At 48.5% G+C, this 18360-nt stretch carries 13 protein-coding genes; 6 read left to right on the forward strand and 7 right to left on the reverse strand.

Annotated elements, in window-relative coordinates; translation table 11 throughout:
* Positions 1–61: 61 nt before the first annotated feature.
* Together JG725_RS04110 and JG725_RS04115 are read left to right on the forward strand one after the other, a co-directional pair.
* Positions 62–1195 (forward strand): mandelate racemase/muconate lactonizing enzyme family protein, encoded by a 1134-nt coding sequence (locus JG725_RS04110; RefSeq protein ID WP_172289281.1) that lies wholly within the window; start codon positions 62–64, stop codon positions 1193–1195.
* A 268-nt stretch (positions 1196–1463) separates the two neighbouring features.
* Positions 1464–2801 carry an MFS transporter gene (locus JG725_RS04115; RefSeq protein ID WP_199376722.1) on the forward strand — a complete coding sequence of 446 codons (1338 nt, stop codon included), beginning with the start codon at positions 1464–1466 and terminating at the stop codon, positions 2799–2801.
* A gap of 150 nt (positions 2802–2951) precedes the next feature.
* Here the strand turns inward: JG725_RS04115 and JG725_RS04120 are convergent, their stop codons facing one another.
* From JG725_RS04120 to licT, 7 genes are all read right to left on the reverse strand, one after another.
* Positions 2952–3986, reverse strand: a complete 1035-nt coding sequence (locus JG725_RS04120; protein WP_172289279.1) for a nucleoside hydrolase — start codon at positions 3984–3986, stop codon at positions 2952–2954.
* Between the two features lie 146 nt (positions 3987–4132).
* Positions 4133–5317 carry an alpha/beta hydrolase-fold protein gene (locus JG725_RS04125; RefSeq protein ID WP_199376724.1) on the reverse strand — a complete coding sequence of 395 codons (1185 nt, stop codon included), beginning with the start codon at positions 5315–5317 and terminating at the stop codon, positions 4133–4135.
* A 60-nt stretch (positions 5318–5377) separates the two neighbouring features.
* The gene (locus JG725_RS04130; protein ID WP_199377210.1) at positions 5378–6997 is read right to left on the reverse strand and encodes a carbohydrate porin; all 1620 of its coding nucleotides are present in this window, start codon (positions 6995–6997) and stop codon (positions 5378–5380) included.
* A gap of 128 nt (positions 6998–7125) precedes the next feature.
* On the reverse strand, positions 7126–8808 hold the full coding sequence (locus JG725_RS04135; protein WP_199376726.1) for a sugar hydrolase: 1683 nt from the start codon (positions 8806–8808) through the stop codon (positions 7126–7128).
* An 80-nt stretch (positions 8809–8888) separates the two neighbouring features.
* Positions 8889–10292: a glycoside hydrolase family 1 protein gene (locus JG725_RS04140; protein WP_199376728.1), complete on the reverse strand. Its 1404-nt coding sequence runs from the start codon at positions 10290–10292 to the stop codon at positions 8889–8891.
* A 42-nt stretch (positions 10293–10334) separates the two neighbouring features.
* Entirely contained in the window at positions 10335–12218 is a 1884-nt protein-coding gene (gene bglF / locus JG725_RS04145; protein ID WP_199376730.1) for a PTS beta-glucoside transporter subunit IIABC, read from the reverse strand.
* A 297-nt stretch (positions 12219–12515) separates the two neighbouring features.
* Positions 12516–13361 (reverse strand): BglG family transcription antiterminator LicT, encoded by an 846-nt coding sequence (licT, locus tag JG725_RS04150; protein ID WP_172289465.1) that lies wholly within the window; start codon positions 13359–13361, stop codon positions 12516–12518.
* 608 nt (positions 13362–13969) lie between these two features.
* On the opposite strand from licT, the gene JG725_RS04155 reads away from it, so the two are divergent.
* From JG725_RS04155 to JG725_RS04170, 4 genes are all read left to right on the forward strand, one after another.
* Positions 13970–15244 carry an HlyD family secretion protein gene (locus JG725_RS04155; protein ID WP_199376732.1) on the forward strand — a complete coding sequence of 425 codons (1275 nt, stop codon included), beginning with the start codon at positions 13970–13972 and terminating at the stop codon, positions 15242–15244.
* Entirely contained in the window at positions 15237–17348 is a 2112-nt protein-coding gene (locus JG725_RS04160) for a peptidase domain-containing ABC transporter (protein WP_172289273.1), read from the forward strand. Before JG725_RS04155 ends, JG725_RS04160 begins: the two co-directional genes overlap by 8 nt.
* Before the next feature lie 243 nt (positions 17349–17591).
* Positions 17592–17732, forward strand: coding sequence for a hypothetical protein (locus JG725_RS04165; RefSeq protein ID WP_199376733.1), 141 nt, complete (start codon positions 17592–17594; stop codon positions 17730–17732).
* A gap of 184 nt (positions 17733–17916) precedes the next feature.
* Positions 17917–18069 carry a hypothetical protein gene (locus JG725_RS04170; RefSeq protein WP_199376735.1) on the forward strand — a complete coding sequence of 51 codons (153 nt, stop codon included), beginning with the start codon at positions 17917–17919 and terminating at the stop codon, positions 18067–18069.
* Positions 18070–18360 lie beyond the last annotated feature (291 nt).

Here is an 18360-nt window from a genome sequence, read left to right on the forward strand (position 1 = left end):
AATCAGTCCAAGGGAATAGAAGATAACTTTCCCTACTCCCTACTGATTAAAAGGTTTGTTTATGGAAAACATCGACCGTATTCGTTGCATTAAACTTTCATCCGTCACGGTTCCTCTTAAGAGCGCGGTCAGCGATGCAAAAGTGCTGACCGGACGCCAAAATGCCCTTAAGGATGTATCGCTGTTGTTTGCTGAAATAAAAACCGAGCAAGGCTTCAGCGGATTGGGTTTCACTTACACGCTGCGCAAAGGCGGTCCGGCACAGTATATCTATGCCAAAGAAATCGCCCCGGTGCTGATTGGCGAAGATCCCAACGATATCGCCCGCTTGTGGAATAAAATGGTCTGGGCGGGCGCCTCGGTTGGCCGCAGCGGGCTAGCAACCCAGGTGGTGGCGGCATTCGATACGGCCCTTTGGGATATGAAATCCAAACGCGCCGGCTTATCTTTGGCTAAATTGCTTGGCGCGCAACGTGATGAAGTGCGCTGCTACAACACATCCGGCGGTTATTTGCAGGCTTCGGTGGAGGAAATCATTGAGAAATCCGCCAAATCGTTGGAACACGGCATCGGCGGGATAAAAATGAAAGTGGGTCATCCAGACCGTCGCCTTGATCTTCAACGGGTTGACGCCGTGCGAAAACATCTGGGGGATGATGTTCCGCTTATGGTTGACGTCAATCAGCAGTGGGACCGCGTTACCGCGCTTCGTATGGGACACGTGCTGGATCAGTATAATCTTCAGTGGCTTGAAGAGCCTCTGGATGCATACGATGTCGAAGGACACCGTTTACTTGCCGACAAGCTGGACACGCCGGTCGGAACCGGCGAAATGCTAACCAGCGTCAGAGAAGTGGCTGACTATATCCAAAAAGGGGCGATCGATCTCGTAATGCATGATGCGCCGAGGGTCGGCGGTATCACGCCATTTCTAAAAATCGCCCAGATGGCGGAAGATCGTGGTCTGATGATGGCGCCGCACTTCGTCATGGAAATTCATATTCATCTTGCCGCGGCTTACGCGCATGAAACCTGGGTAGAGCATTTCGAGTGGCTGGAGCCGGTATTCAACGAGCGGCTGGAGATTCGCGACGGTCATATGATTGTTCCCACCCGCCCCGGATTAGGTCTAACCTTGCATGAACAAATTTCCGGCTGGATTGATGCTCAAATTGAAATAGACCAAAGGGGATAATAATATATTGATAAAATATATTCGTTAATTCCTTATCTCACTATCTTGATACACGTTTATTTAACTCAGCGCGTAAATTTATTATTGCGCTGATTAATTATATAAGCGTGTTAGAACCAGATAGTCCCTTAAAAGTTTCCAAACCTCAACCACGCTTTATCTATATATTACATCCTACAATTTACTGTTGTTTATGGAAAAACAAAAAAATCAAATTCAGCGATGTTTATAGTATGTATGAGGTGATTTAATTTCAAGAGGCATTTTTATGAACACCGACCCTACACTGCTTCGCAAGGAAAACAGTCATATACGTTACATTGTATTATTGATTATATTTTTAATTACCAGTGTTAATTACGCCGATCGCGCCACGTTGTCTATTGCCGGCAGCGCCCTGTCCAAAGACCTGGGGCTGGATCCAGGTCATATGGGACTGATATTCTCCGCTTTTGGCTGGGCTTATCTGGTGATGCAAATTCCCGGCGGCTGGCTTTTGGATAAATACGGTTCTAAAAAAGTTTATACCTACAGCCTTTTCTTGTGGTCATTGTTCACTTTTCTGCAAGGGTTCGTAGAATTCGTCCCATTGGGCTATGCGGTCTTTTCGCTGTTTTTTCTACGCTTTATGCTGGGCTTTTCCGAAGCGCCGTCATTCCCTGCCAATGCCCGTATCGCCGCGGCCTGGTTCCCGACGAGGGAACGAGCCACGGCCTCATCATGTTTTAATGCGGGACAATACTTTTCTTTGGCATTGTTTTCACCGCTGCTTGGCTGGCTGACTTTTGCCTGGGGATGGCAATATGTTTTTATCGTGATGGGCATCATAGGGTTTGCATTAACGATAGTTTGGGTTAAATACATCCACAATCCCTCCGAACATCCCAGTATCTCACAAAAGGAACTTGACTATATAATCCAGGGCGGCGCCCTTGTTGATATGGATTCCAATACCAACAAGAATAAATCGCAGGGTCCAAAGTGGCATTACGTTAAACAAATGCTGACTAACAGGATGCTTTTAGGCGTATTCCTCGGGCAATATTTCATCAATACCATTACCTGGTTTTTTCTCACCTGGTTTCCTATCTATCTGGTTCAAGAACGTGGGATGTCAATTCTAAAGGTCGGATTTGTCGCATCTATTCCGGCAATATGTGGCTTTGCCGGGGGGATACTGGGCGGATTAAGCTCCGACTGGTTGCTTAAACGTGGTTTTAGCCTTACGGCCGCCCGGAAAATCCCTATTGTTCTCGGGATGCTGCTGGCGACCTCGATTATTTTATGCAATTACACCGATAGTGAAGTGTTGGTTGTTACGTTGATGGCTTTATCCTTTTTTGGCAAAGGATTCGGCGCTCTGGGCTGGCCGGTAATTTCAGATACGGCGCCTAAAGAAGCCGCCGGCATGTGCGGCGGATTATTCAACGCATTCGGGAACGTCGCTTCCATCGCCACGCCTTTGATCATTGGATATCTGGTAAAAGAATTACACTCTTTTAATGGCGCATTAATATTTGTGGGAGCCTCGGCACTAGCCGCCATGCTCTGTTATTTATTCGTCGTCGGTGAAATTAAGCGGGTAGAACTCACCGGCAAACCATAGAACAAGGTGAAATTTGAGATAAGTAAGTCAGGCATATCTCCCCTATATTCGCGGGAAAGTATGCCTGATGACAATGAACCACTTTTTGCAAAACGTCCAACCCCCCCGCGCTATCCGGCGCATGGGGGCGTAACGACGTTAACGAAAATGCTAGTGCTTCGCGCCATAGGCCAATGCCAGCTTGGCGTAAAAGTCTTCCAGCGTGAAACGCGTATCCACCGCGTTATACACCCGGATCTGGCGTGCATTCGGTTGTGGAGCATAGGTGAGATCGTCATTTAACTGCGGCGCGTCGCGCAACGTATAGTTGTATTCGTGATCGTCCAGCAGCAGAGACACCGAGGGATTGTCTCCCAATACCCACACTTCGCTTTTCGGCCAGGGCACATCTTTGATGATCTTGGAAATCATCGTATTAAAATCGATCATTTGCTGCCACAGGTATTCCCCGACTTCACCTTGCGGTTTGACCCGGGCGGCCAGCTCCGCCAGTGAGACCCGAACCGACATATAGACGTTGTGCGGCACTTGCCACAGCGGAACCTGCGATTTAAATACGTCGTTTGCGGCAATCGGATCGTTGAACATATTGTATTCCCAGCCGCCCTTCGGATAAGGCATGCCGCCGATCCATACCACCGTCATCCTGGAAGCAATGCGGGGTTCCGCGCGCAACGCGGCGGCGACATCGGTGATGGGCCCCATGACCAGCACAAACAGCGGATGGCTGTCTGTTTTCAGCGCTTCCTCGATCAGCATTTTTGCGCCTTCGCTCAATTCCGGCGTGGTTTCTCCCTTTTGCAGCGCCTGCGTTGCGCCGCGATAGACCGGAATGGCGGTTTTCCCCATCACCTTCATCAAATGCTGCAACTCTTTATAGCTTTCCATCATGCTGTTTTCAGCATCGCGCTGCATCATCGGCGCCGTTTGCGAATAGTGAGCGGCAATCAGCCCTTTGACGTTCATGGTCGGCGTCAGCACCGCATGCGCCACGGCAAAATCGTCGTCTGCCTCATTCTTGGCATCAGTGCTGATAATCACGCGAACCTGCTTGTGCGGCGCGACATCAAAAGGCAGCGTTTGCGGCGCGGCGGAAACGGAAAAGGCGCTGCACGCCAATACCCCCGCCGCCAGGCTGCGGCCCGTATTGGCGATCCAAAGAGAAAAGCGATTGTTAATAACCATAGTCAGGTTCATTTCCTTGATAGTAAGTAGATAGTTATCGGCAAGTCATCTGTTCTTGGCCGCCTGTTTGAGTCGTCATACGTTCATGCCGCTTCCCCGCCGAACGTGGGAAGCGATGCCTGACGCAATGAGCCAATATCCGAAAATCATTTGAAAAGTTTCTGCACAAACTCGCTATAGGCAGGACGCCAAACATCCATTTCATGTCCCAACTGCGGGTAGGAAATAGAGTCAAACCGCACCCCTTGCTTTTCAAGCATGGTCTTTAATCCCGCAATATCCTTGCCTGTCACGCCATCCGTTTCCCCGATGACAACGGTGAAATTCTTCAGTTGGCGGTTAATTTCCTCCGGCCGTTCGAGCTGTGCGGAAACGTTGGCATTCGGTACGGTTTCCGTGGTGACGCCGCTGAAGGTCGCCAGCCAGCCGAAATGCGCCAGATGGCTCATCCCCGAGACCAGCGCCTGATAGCCGCCCTGCGACAACCCGGCCAGCGCCCGGCCGTCGGCGTCCTTGCGAACATTAAACCGCTGACTTATTTCAGGAATAATGTCATGGATAAGTTCTTTATCCGCTGCCAATGCATTACGCGGATAGAAAACTTTACGCCGCTCCTGTGGCGGGAAATCTTCAGGTATCGCCTCCGGGATATCCGTTTCGGTATCGGGAATGACCACCAGCATCGGGGCTATCTTTTTCTCCGCCAGCAGGTTATCCATGATTTGCGGGATCCGTCCCTGAACGACGGCGGACGCGCCGGTGTCGCCAAACCCATGATAGAAATAGAGCACCGGAAGCGGTTCGGACGCTTCGCTATAGCCGGGCGGCGTCCAGACAAACATCTGCCGCTCGGATTTCAGCGTCTTGGCATGGTAGGTTACGGTTCTTAGCTCGCCATGCGGCACCTGACGCACATCCAGAATGCTGCCCGGCACCAGGATCAGACTGGTGTTCACCTGACGCTGTGGTTTGGTGAAAGCGCTTCCCGTATCAATGCTGCGGAACCCGTCGACATTGAAAAAGTATTCATATAAATTGGGTTGTTGCGGCGGGGTCTGGAAAGACCAGACTCCGTTCTGATCTTTGGTCATGGCATGCGAGGCAAGACTTTCTGGCGTCGCCCCGGTGAATACGCTGACTTTTTTCGCCGTAGGCGCAAATAACCGGAACGTAATACTGTTATCCGGGTTAACCCCGGTCACGTATTGACTGACCGGGATAGCCATTTGCGGATAAGCCGGAAAATCCGCCGGCAACGCAGATGCATTTATGGCTCCCCCCGCGAGCACGCAAAAGGCCAGCAGCGAGAGCGAGGGTTTTTTCATTTTCATCAGCACAATTTTATCCTCTATTCTTGTGTTTCTTATTCATCACACGATGTGAATAAAAGATTACCACCAGACTTCCGCCTGTACGCCAACGGTGAACTGATCGCTCTTCTCATCGTTGAATGTCGCACTACTTATCTCGTTATCCTTTATCTTCAGATAAGTGCCGTAGAAACGAATTTCCGGCCGGGATGTCAGAATACTGGTATCCACTTTAATGGCGTGATAAAGCGTGGTTTTATAACCGGACTCCTGGTAACTTACCCCACCGGTTTTATTGGTTTGGGTAAAGTAGCCCAGTTCAACACCGGTCTGGTTGTATTCGTCCCATATATAGGCCGGACGAGCCACCGCGCGAATACTTTCGAAATCGGTATGCGCCCCGGTGTCATAGCTGTAGATATCATTCCCTTTGGTATACACCAACGCATGAGCCATGATGACATCAGGCAGCAAATAGTTCTCTCCTTGCGAGAGAACACGCCAAGCGCTGCCGGAGTGGTCGCCATAATAATTACCGTTATAGCTATAGACAGGGTTGGCATCCGAAACAAAGGAGAGACCACTGGCAATAGAATTATTCGCCCCCTGTACCGTGAATTCATTGAATCCGCCGCCAGAGAAATTCTGGCGTAAAATGGCGCCGGCAATCCAGGCGTCTTTCAGTTTGTAATATTCGCCGGAATTTTCATTGCTCTTATTCGTGTCATTCTTGTTGGCAAATGAGTATTTACCCAATACTTCCAAAGTCGCGCCATCCCATAATGGCATGTCCTTATAGCGGACATCGATGGAATTTACATTCACCTGTTGCTTATTGCTGCTGGTACTATAATTGCGGGCGTATGCATCCGTATCCGCTCTGACCACAGCCATATTCAGCTTACCTGGTCCCAACTGCCAATTTTCAATCCCCACGCCAGCGGCCGCGCTTTCCGCACGATAGTTTTTCCAGTCCAGCAGTTGAATTTCATACACAGGTAAAGCGTGTTTACCTACCCAGAAATCCGCTTCCGGCGCGAAGGGCAGGAACCCTTGCGTAGTAACGTACATATCGGAAAACGCCAGCACATTTTCCGACTCCGAATCAAACCATGCACTGCCGTACTGCATGCCGACGTTACCGTCCAGCAGCACAACCGCCGTTACTTTTTTACCATTCTTATTGTCATAAACTTTCTGCGACAATTTCAGATCAAACCAGCCGCTGTGTTCGTTGCCGAAACGCCCCAGAGAGCCGATGGCGTAAGACTTCGGCGCACCGCGATTGGATGTCGCCCAGCCAGACCGGAAATAACCATTATAGCTAAACCCAATATCATCTTTGATATATTTACTCAAATCATCCAACGTCAATTCTGGAGGCGTAGTCGGATGAGAAGCCGCGGCTGAAGTTAGCTTATCCCACTTATTATTGTTATTGGCATTTTCCGCTGATTTTTCGCTTGCAGGAATGGCGATACGCTCTTTGCCCGTTAGTTTCGCGCCATTCGTTACGGCTACCGTTTGCTGCTTATTCGCTATGGTTTTATATTCCTGTAATTCTTTTTTCGTAGACTGTAATTCCTGCTCCAATAACGCCAGACGTTCTTCAACCGTTAATGATGCGGCGATAGCACTATTAGACAATAGTGCTGATGCCATTAATAATACAATAGGTTTTAGAGAGTGTTTTTTACGCATAATATTTTCCAAGTAGAATACAAGGTTAAAAAGTAAAAGGAATATTCGATACTATTATTAGTATCTGTCCTAAATTTTAATAAAACCGTTTTTACGGTAGTCTTATTTAGTTAATCGCTGCGTCGATTCTATTTCCTGAATTGGTTGCGAATAAAATAGCTTGGCGTACAGCTCCAGGCGTGACAATAACTGTTGATTTGTTTACTGCCATAAGGAGAAGCCTGAGGGTTCTCAGGATCAAATGCCTCCCAGAAAGTATCCGCACCCGCTTTTATCATTCCTCCCCAGTAATTTTCGACCAGTTTTTTAGCTTCGGTGGTTAATCCGCTCTGCACCAGCGCATCCACCATATGATGATATAAATAAGGCGTCAGCGGCCGTATGGCTTCAGAAGTCGCCATCACTTTGCGTAAACAAACGGCGGCGTCTTTTTGCGGTAATACATTGGCTAATGCCATCCATATTTGCGAGGCCCAGGATATCTGTCGGTTTTTACCACTGACGAATAATTGCAATGTCGAGTCGTAAAATACTTTTCTGGCCACATCGGTCAATTGGGTTATTTTCCCGACCATGTCGTCCATATTCTCCGTCGGATGAATCTCCTTTCCTAATTCCACTAAACGCTGACAGCTATAAATCAGCACGCCCTGCATCGCCGCCTGCTTATCCATCCCTTGTGATGCGGATTCCTGATCTTCCCCGGCATTCCAGTCAATAAACACGAAGTCTTTTTCCGGCGCCACAAAGAGGCCTTGCGGATTGACATGCTGCAACAGCAATTCAATTTGTTTTTTCGCAATAGGCCACAGTTCAACCACCGTGGATTTATCCTGACTGGCGCGGAGGTAATCCAACAGAACGCTGCCAAACAGCGCCGCATAATCCAGCAATACCACCTCGCCTATTCTCGGCTCGGGTTTTTCATAAACGCATGCCGTCACATAGCCGTCGTCGCGTTGCAGGCCGGCAAACAGATAAAGACAACGGCGCACCAGATCCGTGTTGTTGAAGCTGACATAGTTAGCTAATGCCTGTAGGCGCAGATCGCCCAGCCACAATCGCCGATCTCGCTTGGGGCCATCTTCGAAGACCGTCTGCATACATTCATGCAGCGTCCTGACGCTGACTTTATCGATATCCCGCCACAATGGACTGTCGTACTTAGCTGGGACTTGCTTGTCTTCGCCCGCCGATGACACGGCCTGAACCTGAAAATCACGGAATGTGACGTCGAAATTGGACGAGGTGGCAATCACATCAATTTTCACATAGCGAAAAGCCTGCCGACGGGCGATCCTGACCGGCGTGGGAAGAAAATCGACGTTGATAATCTCTTCCGGCAGCCAGGCGGCGCTAATCCAGCCGTTGTAGGGATAAAGCGATTCCGCGACATCGGTGACCACTTCACCGAAGGTCAAGCGCAAGCGGGCCGGAGAATCACAGGAAATGCCTTTCCAATCCAATAAAAACGTCAGGAATCCGGTGTAATGATCGCCGAAATCGACAATCACGCTGTCCCCGGTTTTAAACCTGCGCTGCGCCAACGCCTCTATGTCGATGGTTTTCTGCATGACATAGCCCAGCATGGCGTTGTTGTCCGCTTTCGGCTCCACAACGGCCAGCGCCGGATAGGGAACCTCCGGCAAGGCCGGGGTCAGGGCTTCAGCCAATTGCAGGTAACGCTGCGCCGGCGTCGAGGCGAGCGCCCGTACCGGTGAACTGGCTTTCGCCTGCGCGCTTGGTAGCGGCCATGCTTTGATGCAGGAAGCCACCACAGCGGCTTTAATCAATAGCTCTCGTCTATTCATGTCAATATCCGTTCAGCAATGATAAGAACGTAAAATCGTATAGCCGGCAAGCCAGAACGCCTGCCGGCAAGAGGGTAAAATCACCCCTGTTTAAGGGTGTTACCGTTGCTGTTAATCACATCGCGATACCAGTAAAAACTTTTCTTTTTCTTCCGCTCTAACGTGCCATTACCCCGATCGTCGCGATCGACATAGATAAAACCATAACGCTTCGACATTTCCGCTTTCGATGCGCTCACCAAATCGATCGGCCCCCAGCAGGTATATCCCAGCACCTCAACGCCGTCTTCCAGCGCTTCGCCGACCTGAACCAGATGGTCGTTAAGGTACTGAATACGATAGTCATCGTTGATGCTGCCATCGCTTTCAAGCCGGTCTTTGGCGCCTAACCCGTTCTCGACGATGAACAACGGTTTCTGATAACGGTCATACAGCACATTCAGTAGGATGCGCAGCCCTTCAGGATCGATCTGCCAGCCCCATTCCGAACTTTCCAGATGCGGATTCGGCACCATATTCAGGATATTGCCGCGCGCCTTTTGGTTAATCTCATCATCCGCCGTCACGCAGCCGGTCATGTAATAGCTGAAGGAGATGAAATCCACGGTTTCTTTAAGCGCCGCACGATCGTCATCGGTTATCTGCAACTCAATGGCGTGCTGTTTAAAGAAACGCTTCATATAAGCCGGATAGCCGCCGCGCGCCTGGACATCGCCAAAGAACATCCACTCTCTATTCTGTTGCAACGTTTCCAGCACATCGGCGGGTTTACAGCTCAACGGATACAGCAACCCGCCCAATAACATGTTGCCGATTTTGGCGTCGGGAATAATTTCATGACAGGCTTTGACCGCTTTCGCGCTGGCCACCAGTTGGTGGTGGATCGCCTGATAAATGGTTGCCTTATCACTCTCTTCTTCCGACAAACCGACGCCGGTAAACGGCGCGTGCAGCGACACATTGATTTCGTTAAACGTCAGCCAATATTTAACCTTGTGCTGAAAACGCTGGAATACCGTACGCGCATAGCGTTCAAAGAAGGCGATTACCTGACGATCGCCCCAGCCGCCATAGTTTTTCACCAGGCCGTATGGCATTTCATAATGTGACAGGGTAACTAATGGTTGAATGCCGTATTTCGCCATCTCATCAAACAGACGGTCATAAAATGCCAGCCCGGCTTCGTTTGGCGTTTCCTCATCGCCTTGTGGGAAAATTCGCGTCCAGGCGATCGACGTGCGCAGACACTTAAAGCCCATTTCGGCAAACAGGGCGATATCTTCCGGATAGCGGTGATAAAAATCGATCGCCACGTCTTTTATTCCGCTGTCGCCCTCGGTTCTCTCCACAACCTCGCCGAAAACGCCCTGCGGTTGCAAATCTGAGGTGGATAATCCTTTACCGTCCGTTAAATAAGCGCCCTCTACCTGGTTAGCCGCAATCGCGCCGCCCCATAAAAAACCGTCAGGAAAACGATGACTCATCTCTAACTCTCCTCCCCAATTCGGGTATTAAATGTTCGTTTCTCAACGCACTAACGTTAATAAAGGCGCCTGTTCCTGCACGGTGTTTTCCGCTACAGGCACCACATCAATGTAGTCGTCGCTGTTGGTGATAATGACGGGGGTCGTGGTGTCATAGCCCGCCGCCTCAATAGCCTGATAATCAAACTCCACCAGCAAATCGCCCTGCTTTACCGTATCGCCGGTTTTAACGTGGGCGGTGAAGTACTGACCGTTCAGTTTTACGGTATCGATCCCGACGTGAATCAACACTTCAGCGCCATCGTCAGACGCCAGGCCGATCGCATGGTTGGTTTTAAACAGCGATGCGATAACGCCATCGATCGGTGAAACCACGCGCCCAACCAGCGGTTTAATGGCGATGCCTTTCCCCATCAGCCCGCTGGCGAACGTCTGATCGTTAACCTGTTCCAACGGCAGCGTCTCGCCACGGATAGGGCTGCCGATCGGCTGCTGGCGGACTAACGCCGTAGGTTGCGGCGCGGCTTCAATCACCGGGGCTTCCGGTGCGGATTCTTTTTTGATGCCAAACAGATAGCTGGCCAGCGCCGCGAACACAAAAGCGACTGCCGTGCCGATGATCGCCGCCCATACGGTGATATCCATCCCGGTTGATGGGATCATTTGCGTAAAGGCGAAGATACTGGGCAGCCCGAAAGAGTACTGTGTGGTGCCGAAATAGCCGGCGATGGCGCCGCCGAGCGATCCGCCGACGCAACCGAAGATAAACGGACGGCGCAGGGGCAGGTTTACGCCATAGATGGCCGGTTCGGTGATGCCGAATATCCCCGCCGGAAACGCCGAACCGGCAATGCCTTTCAGCTTCGCGTCCCGAGTACGTAAGGACACCCCCAGCGCCGCGCCCGCCTGCGCCAACACCGCCGGCGTCAGCACCGCAATCAGGGTGTCATGCCCCAGCGCGCTCAAGTTGTTGATCATCAACGGTACGAATCCCCAGTGCAGACCGAACATCACAAAGATCTGCCACAGGCCGCCCATAAAACCGCCGGCAATCGTTTGATTGGTGCTGTAGATCATCTGATAGCCATGAGCCAACTGATGGCTCAGCCAGGTGGTCACCGGGCCGATAGCTAAAAACGTCAGCGGCACGGTGATGAGCAAGCACAACGCTGGCGTAAAGAAGTTGCGGATATTGGCGTGCAGTATCGCGTTAAGCGGTTTTTCCAGCCGACAGGAAACCCATGCGGCGAAAATAATCGGAATAACCGACGAAGAGTAATTAATAAAGGTAATGGGAATAATACCGAAGAAATGTAGCGGCTGGTAATCTGCGGCCGACATGGCATTAAATTCAGCGATCATGGTCGGATGCACCAGCGCGCCGCCAATTGCCATCGCCACAAAAACATTGCCGCCAAATTTTTTACCGGCGGTATAACCAAGAATAATAGGGAAGAAATAAAATAATGCATCGCTGGCGGAAAATAAAAGCTTATAGGTTCCGCTGCTTTCCACCAACCAGCCACAGGCCAGACATAATGCTAAAAACCCTTTTAATAAACCGGATGCGGCCATAACCCCCATTAACGGGGTAAAAATACCGGCGATAATATCAATAAAGCGTGAAAGGATATTTTCCTTATTACTGCTTTCCTGATTGTCCGCATTAGCGTTTTCGCTTATACCCGATACATCAAGCAGATCCTGATAAACCTCGCTGACATGGTTGCCTACCACCACCTGAAACTGACCGCCGCTTTCGACCACCATAATAACGCCGGGGTTGTTTTTAAGAGCAACCACATCCGCTTTTTTGTCGTCTTTTAATTTAAAACGCAGCCGTGTCGCGCAATGTATTACGCTATTGATATTTCCGCGCCCGCCAACACCTTCAAGTATCTCACTGGCTAATGTCTTGTATTTCATTGCCTATCCTTAACACTCAGTAACTACACCGATAAATCAGGACGTTACAGACGTCCAATGCTATTTTTGAGACAAAAAAAAACCCAAACCATTTTTCTCGCCACCACGGTGGTCATTAAGAAAAAAAAGGTTTAGGTTTTGCCTGTATCACTCATATTCAGTGTTACAGTAACAATCCTGATTTTAGTAAATCCGATCCTGCAATAGAGTTTATTCGCCGTCGTAACGCTAATGCAAGTCGATTATATCAACATCATTGTGATTATGTGATGAAAAGCAAATTTCTCACATAATGTTTTACTGTTTTTCCAGCAACTCGGTTCTCACTCTTTCAATATGGATCGTCAGAAACATCAACTCCTCTTTGGTCAATATATAGCGGTATTGCTGCTCGACATGACTTTGTATTTTCTCCGCACAATGATAGGCAAGTTGGTATTTTTCTTTAATGACATCATGTAATGATTCATCATCACTGAATACCGTATTCTTGCCGATCAGCCGTTGCGCAAAAAACTTCAAATGGGTAACGAAACGATGATAACTTAATGCCTGTTCATCATAATCCAGGTTCAACTGATACTTCACAATATTCAGTATCTCCTGCATGATTTTCGTAATATGGATCACTTCCGGCATTTCGCTGTCAAGCTGGGCATTGACTAAATGTAACGCAATAAAACCGGCTTCATCCTCGGGTAAACGAACGGCCAGACGCTGCTCGATAATATCCAGCGCTTCTAAACCAACCGCAAATTCTTTCGGGTAAAGCCGCTTAATTTCCCACAGCAATACATTGCGGATATTGACGCCTTGCTTATGGCGCTCTATCGCGAAATGGCAGTGATCCGTCAACGAAATGTAGATGCTGTTTTGCAATTTTCCCGGCAGACGCTCTTTCGCCAGCAAGATGATTTTATCCGCCGTGGTGATCACGTCCAGCGGGATTTCCGACAGCAGTTCCCGCAGGCGCGATGTCAACTCCCCGCTTTTCATGACAAACACGCGCTCAATCAGCGATTCGTCCAACCGATCGCCAGTCTGTTTTTTAAAACCAAGCCCCCGGCCCATCACAACCGACTCATTATTATTTTCGTCGATAACCGTTACGACATTATTGTTGAGTATCTTGGCAATTTTCATCATTCATACCCTGGAAACAAAAAAACCAGACACCCGCAGAGAGAGCGGATATCTGGTCTTGCCTGCTTGCGCAGTAACAATCCTTAATGCCTGTCAAGGTACCACTTGCCATCGTCTTATCAACAGTTCCTGAACAGAAACGTGATACGGATCGACATAATACATTTTATTTACATCTCTTTTTCATTGTTCACTAAAATAGTGATCCGCGTCACATTATATCGCCTTTGAATGCATGAAGCGGTCATTGACTGAAAGTCATTCTCAACGCTGTTGCGCAACAAAATGTGTAAAAACGACAAATCAGCGCATTTTTTGCGTAAACGCGCGAATGCTCTAGTCATCTTTTATGCATAGCATAGGCAATGCTGATGTCGGTTTTTAATAATCACACACTCTGGAGTCACTAAAAAATATTTGTACCATGATAAAATTTATAAGCTCCTTATGAATAATGGTTATTAATTAATTGGCAATAAATAATAAACGCAGTGAACTAAACTTCATTTTCACCCCATGCTTGCGCAACTCCTGAAATAATGAAATCATGATAATATCTCAAGAAGGATCGCCGCCTTTCTTAGTATTCGCCAGTGGGAGATTATCTTTTGTTCAGGCAGGAAGCATTAGAAAACAAAAAATTGAAATGGCAAGGAAGAGCTATTTTGCTCTCTGTTATTCCCGCCTGGATAATTATGGTATTTTGCGCCCTTTTCCTCGCAATATTCATCATATTCATTACCCAGGGCACCTATACGCGCCGCGTTAACGTCAGCGGCGAAATAACAACCTGGCCGCGCACGGTCAGCATAGGTTCAGGCGTGCAGGGGTTTGTAGTAAAACAGTTTGTATCCGAAGGACAGAGAATAAAAAAAGGCGATGCGGTTTATCAGATTGATGTTAGTAAAAGTACCGTCGACGGCGTAGTGAGTGACAATCAACGACAGGATATCGAAAACCAGTTGGTGCGCATCGACAATATCATTTCACGGCTGGAACAAAGCAAAAGAACCACCCTGGAGACATTGGAAAAACAAAAAATACAATATAGCAATGCATTTAAACACTCATCTGAGATCGTCCGCCAATCAGAGGAAGGAATAAGGAAACTCAAACAGTACATGGACAGCTATCAGCAGTATCAGGAAAAAGGGTTAATTAATAAAGACCAATTAAGCAGTCAGATAGCATTGTACTATCAACAACAAAATGACTTATTAACCCTTAGCGGCCAAAATGAACAGAACGCTTTACAGATCACCACTCTGGAAAGTCAGATTCAGACCGACGCGGCGGAATTCGATAACCGTATATACCAAATGGAGCTTCAGCGCTACGACCTGCAAAAAGAACTGGTGAATACCAACATGGGCGGAGAAATCATTATTCGCGCCTCATCGGAAGGAAAAGTAGATTCATTAAGCGTAACGGTCGGACAGATGGTCAATCCCGGCGACAGTTTATTGCAGATTATCCCGAACAATATAAAAAGCTACTATTTAGTCGTTTGGACGCCCAATGACGCGGTGCCCTATATCGCCGTTGGCGACAGCGTCAATGTGCGTTATGAAGCGTTTCCCGCCGAGAAATTCGGCCAGTTCGCAGCAACGGTCACCATGGTGTCGAAAACGCCGGCGTCTCCACAGGAAATGCAAACCTACCAGGGGGCGCCCAAAAGTACTCAAACGGCATCCATTCCCTATTATAAAGTCGTTGTGAAACCGGAAAAACAGGCTATCCGTTATGACGGCAAGTACATGCCCCTTGAGAATGGGATGAAAGCGGAGAGCACGCTCTTCTTGGAAAAAAGGAAAATTTATCAGTGGATGCTTTCGCCATTCTACGACATGAAACAGAGCGCTGCGGGGCCGGCAAATGGATAAGACTTTATTCAAAACTCTCCTCGGCAAACTGGATTTAAAGCTGCGCCGCCGAATTCCGCTGGTGCATCAGACTGAATCATCGGAATGCGGGCTGGCCTGTCTGGCGATGATATGCGGATATTATGGTAAGAACATCGACCTGATAGCGCTAAGGCAACGCTTCAACCTCTCCGCGCGCGGTGCCACTCTGACTGGGATAAATGATATTGCCGAACAACTGGGCATGTCCACCCGGGCGCTGTCGCTGGATCTTGATGATATCAACGCGTTGAAAACGCCGTGCATTCTGCACTGGGATTTTAATCACTTCGTGGTGCTGGTGAGCGCCACGCATCGCCGTTTTGTACTCCATGATCCGGCGCGCGGCCGGCGCACGGTCGGTCTGGCTGAGATGTCGCAATATTTTACCGGCGTGGCGCTTGAGATCTGGCCAAGCAGTCAATTTACCGCGGAAACGGTGAAAAACCGGGTGCGCCTGGGAACGCTGATCCGCAGCGTATATGGCATCAAAGGGGCGCTGACAAAGATTTTTTGTCTTTCCGTGGTGATTGAAACCATCAATTTGGTGGTGCCGATAGGCACACAACTGGTAATGGACCACGCCATCCCGGCGGGAGATAGCGGCTTACTGACGCTGATATGCGCCGGTCTGTTGTTTTTTATTCTGCTGCGCACCGCGGTAAGCACGATGCGCGCCTGGTCGTCGATGGTCATGGAGACACTGATCAATGTGCAGTGGCAGGCGGGGCTATTTAACCATTTGCTGCACCTGCCGCTAGGCTATTTCGAACGACGCAAGCTAGGGGATATTCAATCCCGTTTCGATTCGTTGGACAAACTACGCAAGACCTTTACCACCAGCCTGGTGGGCGCGATCATGGATGGCATTATGGTGGCGTGCGTGCTGGTAATGATGGCGCTGTACGGCGGCCGCCTGACCCTGGTAGTGCTGGGATTTAGCGCAGTGTACGTCCTTATCCGGTTATTCACATACGATCGCTACCGTCAACTGTCGGAAGAGTCGCTGATCAGAATCGCGCGCGCCGGTTCGTTTTTTATGGAAACCTTGTATGGAATAGCCACCGTCAAAATGCAGGGGATGAGCGGCCGACGAAGCAGCCACTGGCTTAATCTGGAAATCGACACCATCAACACCGGAATTAAGGTGACTAAAATGAACCTGCTTTTCGGCGGCCTCAATACCTTTATTTCCTCCTGCGATCAGGTGATGATTCTATGGCTGGGGACCAGCCTGGTCATTGATAATCAGATGACCATCGGCATGTTTGTGGCGTTCGGCGTATTCAGGGAGCAGTTCTCCGAACGACTGGCGTCGTTGACCAACTTTCTGCTCGAATTACGTATGATGAGTTTGCATAACGAGCGTATCGCCGATATCGCCTTACATCAGCGCGAACCGCAAAAGATGGATACCCGCTATAAAGCCGAAATGCGGCCGATATCGCTGGAAATCCGTAATCTGAGTTATCGCTACGACAGTCAGTCCAAAGCGGTATTCAGCGGTTTGAATATCAGCATAGCGCCCGGTGAAAGCGTGGCGATAACCGGCCCGTCCGGGACGGGGAAAACGACGCTGATGAAGGTGCTGTGCGGACTGTTTGCACCGGAGGCCGGCTGCGTTATGACCGACGGCGTGGATATACGGCAACTCGGCGTAAACAACTATCGCAAAATGATCGGCTGCGTGATGCAGGACGACCGGTTATTTTCCGGCTCGATTATGGAAAATATCGGCGGATTTGTGGAAGAGATTAATGAAGAGTGGATGGTGGAATGCGCCAAAGCCAGCAACATCCACGACGCCATCATGGAAATGCCGATGGGCTATGAAACGCTAATAGGCGAATTGGGCGAAGGGCTATCCGGGGGGCAGAAACAACGTATTTTTATTGCCCGTGCGCTGTATCGCAAGCCAGGGATTCTGTTTATGGATGAGGCGACCAGCGCGCTGGACAATGAAAGCGAGAACGATGTAAACCAGGCAATTAAACAACTAAATATTACACGAATTATTATTGCACACCGAGAGTCGACGATAAAATCCGCAGACAGAGTAATCAATCTCCAGGCCGCTCAGCTATAAATAATATAAATGGACTTTATTTTTTAAGATAAATTACGTGACGATGATTGATTGATTCATTAGGGAATTAAGTATTAGTTTTTTTATTTTTTGCCAAGAAAATATAGTATATGGAATTATCGCAAAATAGATACACGCTCATAATGAGATAATTTTATAAAAAACCGAATAACGCATTTAACCTCTTGCTTTGTTTTTAAATACATCTTATATTATACTTTATTAACCGAGAGGAAATAGGGGATGAAAAAGAAAAGTAGTATACGTGAGCTGAACCTTAAAGAAATGAAAGCCGTTTCTGGTGGTGTGGCAATCAAATTCATTAAAAACAAGCACGGTGTAAACATTCAACTTTACCCTACTAAACATGTTGTGAAAGGCTGATAAATAATTTTTTAATGCTCAGCACTCTCCATAAACCTACACGCCATCAGGATTATGAGGTTATAGGCTGTTCAGTCGTAAAGTTATATTTAGCATAAGTGATTGGAAATAGTATCGTTAGCCCATTAGCAATGGTCTAACGATATAATTTACCTTAATCTTTATTAATCGAGAGGAAATGAAAATGAAAATGAAAAAGCAAAATAATCTGCGTGAACTGAACCTTAAAGAAATGAAAGTCGTTTCTGGTGGGATCGGAGTTAGATGGAATACTGTCAAGGGGGCTCATGGCGGTTATGTTCAATGCTTTATGGGCTCAAAACCTGGCAAGGGCTAATTAACACCGAATTATAAATATTGACTATACAAACCGCCCTTTATTCCTCCAACCGAATAAGGGCGGTTTTATTTTTATCAGTTGAAAATATGCGATGAAATATTTCCACACTCCATCGCCTAACAGCATAAACAGCAACCTCCCGATTCACTTACCCTTCTGACCCGCGTACAACCGTAAAAGCCGTCCTGAAATTGCGGGCAAATGCCGCATACTTTTCGCCAGAAAAATACGTTTATCCGCGCTGATGTCACTATCCTGAAGTAGCGTAAATGCCACTTATCGGGTTCT

It is taken from the genome of Brenneria sp. L3-3C-1, assembly GCF_016456245.1.
Lineage (GTDB): Bacteria > Pseudomonadota > Gammaproteobacteria > Enterobacterales > Enterobacteriaceae > Brenneria.